This is a genomic window from Thermococcus sp. MAR1 (assembly GCF_012027305.1).
Classification (GTDB): Archaea; Methanobacteriota_B; Thermococci; order Thermococcales; family Thermococcaceae; genus Thermococcus.
In genome coordinates this window covers 1-500 of the sequence record NZ_SNUF01000007.1, presented here as the reverse complement: position 1 = coordinate 500, position 500 = coordinate 1, and the positions used below count along the sequence as shown (strand labels likewise).

Annotated in this window: 1 pseudogene; it reads left to right on the top strand. The window is 52.0% G+C overall.

Annotation, left to right across the window (positions count from 1 at the left end):
- Window positions 1-500, top strand: a pseudogene (locus tag E3E25_RS11295) (RNA helicase); the annotation flags it as partial.

The window sequence follows — 500 nt, the reverse complement described above, 5'->3', positions numbered from 1 at the left end:
GCTCGAAGCTTTTTTCATCGAGAATGAGCCCGAGAAGCTCTCAGCAATGAGGAACCTCAAAGCTGACAGGATTTACCGCTTCATCATGCGCGACGACAGGCTTTTCAAAGTTCTGGAGGGAAGCCAGTACAGAAACCCAAAGGAGATCGAGAAGGCTCTCCGGCAGGCCAGAATCGTCTTGGTAAACGCCGAAGAGTGGGAGGATTACTTCAAAAGGCGGCTTCAGAACAAGAGGGTTGAGAAGGCCGAACTCTGTCGCCTCTGCCTCCTTGAGGGTAAAATCACCGTTTTGACCGAAGGCAACAGGATAAAATACCACAACGAGTACATCTGTGAGCGCTGCGCCGAGGACGAGCTAAAGAGGGAGCTCCGTTTCAGGTTCAAGAGCGTGGCCATGTTTGACCAGGCGAAAAAGCTTCTCGAACGTTTTAAGGATCTTGACAAGGTTCTCTACGCCTTTGACCCCCGCTTCGACCCAACAAGGCACCCGGAGGTACCAA